Source organism: Bacteroides sp. AF39-16AC (assembly GCF_003602735.1).
Lineage (GTDB): Bacteria > Bacteroidota > Bacteroidia > Bacteroidales > Bacteroidaceae > Bacteroides > Bacteroides uniformis.
Genome location: NZ_QTLN01000058.1, coordinates 1 through 3438 on the forward strand (window position 1 = coordinate 1; position 3438 = coordinate 3438).

A 3438-nucleotide genomic window follows, 5' to 3' on the forward strand; every position below is an offset into this window, starting at 1 on the left:
TGTTGCTCAGGTACTTAAAAAAAATATTTTATAATAGTGTTGCGGAATTAAGGGGTTACTGAACTGAAAGAGAAGCAGGAAGCACAGGTAACGCCAGCCAGTCGGGAGGAAACTCTCGAAAGACTGAACGCAATCGAACAGGTATTGTCGGAATTGCACAACAACCCGGCTGTCCCCGAAAAGGATTTGCAGGCTATCCGAAGCCAGCTTGACGAAATAAGGAACAGGATGCAGGGTCAGCAGAAACATATCGAGGACACCAAGAAAATAGTATTGGAAACCTACCGTTGTTTCAAGGTAATGATTGACGCTTTAGGCTCTTGCAAGACGGACAAAGAGGAAGCTGCACCCTTACCGTTCTATCAACGGATTTACAACAAGGTCGCTTCTTGGATTCGTCCGGGATTGTTTCTTTTTTCGGCAGTGCTGGTTATCTGTTCCGCTTCCATATTCTTGAATGTCCGTTTGGCTGAACGTATGCAGCAGTTGCAGGACAACGATATGAAATACCGCTATTTGCTGATGCAAGGACAGGCAGACGGGGAAACTTTTGATATGCTGGAAAACAAGTTCAAGTGGCAACGGGATAACGGTTTTATCCGAAGTCTGACCGATTCAGTGATGGATTTTGAATACCGCATCCAAAAGCAGGCGGAAGCACTGGAACGTGCAAGGCTGTTGAACGAGCAAGCCGAACAGCTAAAGAAAGAAGCCGATAAGTTGGGCAAGCCATAAACGGGGAAAGCCGGGACGGATGAAGCTCATTCACCGTTCCGGCTTTTCAGATTCACTTCTTTTTCTTTGTACAGTGTTCTTTCTCGAACTGGCGTAGCGTGGTAATACTAAACCTTTCCTTGATGAATTCCCGAACATCGGAAGCCTTGTAATATACTTTTCCGCTGATTGTGAAGTACGGCAGCGCACCGAGAGCCCGGTAGCGTTGCAGGGTCTTGATACTTACTTTGAACAGCAGGCATAAGTCTTGATTATCCAATAGGTTGTCATCTTCGGGCAGTACCCTGTCGGCATTGCGTAGTATCCGTACATCCTTGCAGAATTCTTCCAGTTTGGCGTACAGCTTCTGCATCCATTCACCAAATTCGTCATTGTCTATATACATAATTGCTTCATGTTTCAGATTATACATTCTTGTTTGTCAATCGATTGATGAAGCAAAGTTCTAAAAACGGATGCAAAGAAATTACAGGGGAACTAATGGAATCCCCTATAAATTAATTATAAGTTGCTGATTATCTATATCCTTTCTTGTCGTGTTCCTTTCGGATAAGTTCTGCCAGTCCATTAAGAAATTCGGTGAGTTTGCCCGGCTTTCGTTTTATCACGTCCTCATGTTTTTGGTGGCAGTCGCTTATCTTGATGTTAAACAACCATTCAAACCCTTTGGATAAATCTACCAAGTAGGCAGGTTTACCGTTCTGATAAACGATGTCTTTGGAAAGGAATAAGCCGCTTACCATTTCCATGATATTGATAAGGGTCGTTTTGTCAGCAAGATAGAGAGGGGAAAGAGATTGCTTATTAGCACGTTGTTGTAGTTGTTCCGGGTACTTGATGCGCCATTCAATAAGGCGTATTTCAGTGTTTAAAAGTCCTATCGCTTCATCTATAAGATGTAAATAGGGCATTTTTTTCTTGCTCAAACCGTGCGCGATACGATTTAAGACGATACAAGCCAAAAGAAAAATAGCGGAGTAATACGCTATAATCCTGTTCATTGATACTAAAATTGGCTACCCATGTAGCCAATTCCTCAATCGCTTCTGCTAATTCGGATGCAGAAACTTTGCGCTGTGAGTATTCCGATAATAATTGGAAAAATCTCTGATGTAATAATTTTTTCATTTTATAAATTATAATGTTTGAGAATAGGCGGTGTGGGCGTTAAATCATAATAATCTAATTCACTAATAGCAAGACGGAAATAAACTAAGTCTGAATATGAATGATATAAGCGAATTAGAACAGGATTTGTTTCATAGATTTCTTTTCCTATGCTGTCAGAAACATCAAAGATAGCTTTCCCCTTTACTCTTACTGAGATATTTCCATCCATTGCAAGTAATTCCACAAAAGGATTTTTTTGTAGTTGCTGATAAACTTCTTTATGGGTAGCAGTTGCAAAATAAAGGGTATCTTTTTCTCTCTTCATAATCTGAAAGACACGAATTTTAGGCTTATCCCCTTCTACTGTAGCGAAAGCCACGTCTCTGTGTGCAGATAAAAAAATTAAAACCTTTTCCATATTATATTTATTTTAAACAATATAAGGCTACTGGCAGTAACCTTATATTGAATGTGAAATTTGATTTACTTATATAAAACCTTAGCCAAATCTGTTAATCCTGCTTCTCCGGGTAAATTGGGATAAGCCTTTTTCAGAGCTATGATAAATAAATCGGCTGTTTTATTTGCAGCAATTGTATGTTTCATTGTTTTTAGATAGCTAATCTTAAATTCTACCATATCTTTTTTTGCCACTTTCCCATGTCCGCCAACAAAATATTCGCAGCCGGATTTTAAAGCCTTTTCTGCCTCTGCAATTTCTGCATCAATTGCAGCTAAAGAAGATATTTGTAAATGGCTGACATGTGATTTAGCAGGTGCCCAATGCGTATAGTAAACCTTACTACCTATTATAATACTTGCTGCCGGGAAATCTGTGGAAGCTCCTTTCTGAAAAGAGAACTTTACACCAACCCAATTTTGAGTACTGCCCAAAGGGATTTCTTTTGTATTTCCTGTTGGCATGGGAGCAATAGCATTACCAAATACTTTTATGAAGTTCTGCATCATACCACCGTAAATATTACCTTTAACAAAATCCGGCATTCCCTCAATCATCATAACATCGTGATTTCCCGTTCCACCTACATGATAATTAGTGATAATTTTCTCTACTGGTTTGTTTAATGAAACCACGTAACTATCAAATTCCGATACATTATCTTTGAACAATGGCTGTTCCAAAGTAACAAGCCCGGTTTTGCCCTCTATAATATAACTTGCATCTCCAAGTGCATCATTCGTATTATATACATGAAGTCTGAAACTACCTAAATCCAATACTTCAAAATTACCTTTTGTTTGTGCTCCTGCCACTACTGATGTAAAAGCCAGTAAAAATAAAAATATTTTTCTCATAATTTCTTATTTTATCATCAATAACCAATAGTAAAACGTTCCCGATGATGATTTGCCTGTTCCATTTCATCTACCATTGCAACAGCGTAATCTTCTACTGAAATATGGCTGTTGCCGTTTTCATCAACAATAAGGTTATCCTTTCCCAAACGGAACTTCCCTGTACGTTGTCCCGGTTCAAGAGTTCCGGCAGGTGAGAAAAACACCCAGTCGATTTCTTTTTCCTCAAATCCGCAACTAAGCTCTTCAGCGTCCTTCTTGCGTCTAAACGTCCTC

7 protein-coding genes are annotated in these 3438 nt (G+C 39.4%); 1 reads left to right on the forward strand and 6 read right to left on the reverse strand.

Going from position 1 to position 3438, the window contains the following annotated elements; translation table 11 throughout:
• Positions 1 to 63 precede the first annotated feature (63 nt).
• The gene (locus DW039_RS20490; protein ID WP_120382307.1) at positions 64 to 735 is read left to right on the forward strand and encodes a hypothetical protein; all 672 of its coding nucleotides are present in this window, start codon (positions 64 to 66) and stop codon (positions 733 to 735) included.
• Positions 736 to 787: 52 nt separating this feature from the next.
• Here the strand turns inward: DW039_RS20490 and DW039_RS20495 are convergent, their stop codons facing one another.
• The 6 genes from DW039_RS20495 to DW039_RS20520 all read right to left on the reverse strand — a co-directional run.
• Positions 788 to 1120: a helix-turn-helix domain-containing protein gene (locus DW039_RS20495; protein ID WP_120382312.1), complete on the reverse strand. Its 333-nt coding sequence runs from the start codon at positions 1118 to 1120 to the stop codon at positions 788 to 790.
• Positions 1121 to 1250: 130 nt separating this feature from the next.
• Positions 1251 to 1646 carry an RteC domain-containing protein gene (locus DW039_RS20500; protein ID WP_120382308.1) on the reverse strand — a complete coding sequence of 132 codons (396 nt, stop codon included), beginning with the start codon at positions 1644 to 1646 and terminating at the stop codon, positions 1251 to 1253.
• Positions 1621 to 1863, reverse strand: coding sequence for a hypothetical protein (locus DW039_RS20505; protein ID WP_120382309.1), 243 nt, complete (start codon positions 1861 to 1863; stop codon positions 1621 to 1623). The genes DW039_RS20500 and DW039_RS20505 overlap by 26 nt, the downstream gene beginning before the upstream one ends.
• Position 1864: 1 nt before the next feature.
• Positions 1865 to 2263 (reverse strand): pyridoxamine 5'-phosphate oxidase family protein, encoded by a 399-nt coding sequence (locus DW039_RS20510; protein WP_120382310.1) that lies wholly within the window; start codon positions 2261 to 2263, stop codon positions 1865 to 1867.
• A 65-nt stretch (positions 2264 to 2328) separates the two neighbouring features.
• Entirely contained in the window at positions 2329 to 3162 is an 834-nt protein-coding gene (locus DW039_RS20515; RefSeq protein ID WP_120382311.1) for a hypothetical protein, read from the reverse strand.
• Between the two features lie 17 nt (positions 3163 to 3179).
• On the reverse strand, positions 3180 to 3438 hold a 259-nt coding region (locus tag DW039_RS20520; protein ID WP_371682777.1), incomplete at its 5' end, for an NAD(P)-dependent oxidoreductase.

What these genes read in the sequence shown, in the direction of transcription:
- DW039_RS20495 (WP_120382312.1), bottom strand. Translation starts at nt 1,120, where the DNA reads ATGTATATAGACAATGACGAATTTGGTGAATGGATGCAGAAGCTGTAC.
- DW039_RS20500 (WP_120382308.1), bottom strand. Translation starts at nt 1,646, where the DNA reads ATGCCCTATTTACATCTTATAGATGAAGCGATAGGACTTTTAAACACT.
- DW039_RS20515 (WP_120382311.1), bottom strand. Translation starts at nt 3,162, where the DNA reads ATGAGAAAAATATTTTTATTTTTACTGGCTTTTACATCAGTAGTGGCA.
- DW039_RS20505 (WP_120382309.1), bottom strand. Translation starts at nt 1,863, where the DNA reads ATGAAAAAATTATTACATCAGAGATTTTTCCAATTATTATCGGAATAC.
- DW039_RS20510 (WP_120382310.1), bottom strand. Translation starts at nt 2,263, where the DNA reads ATGGAAAAGGTTTTAATTTTTTTATCTGCACACAGAGACGTGGCTTTC.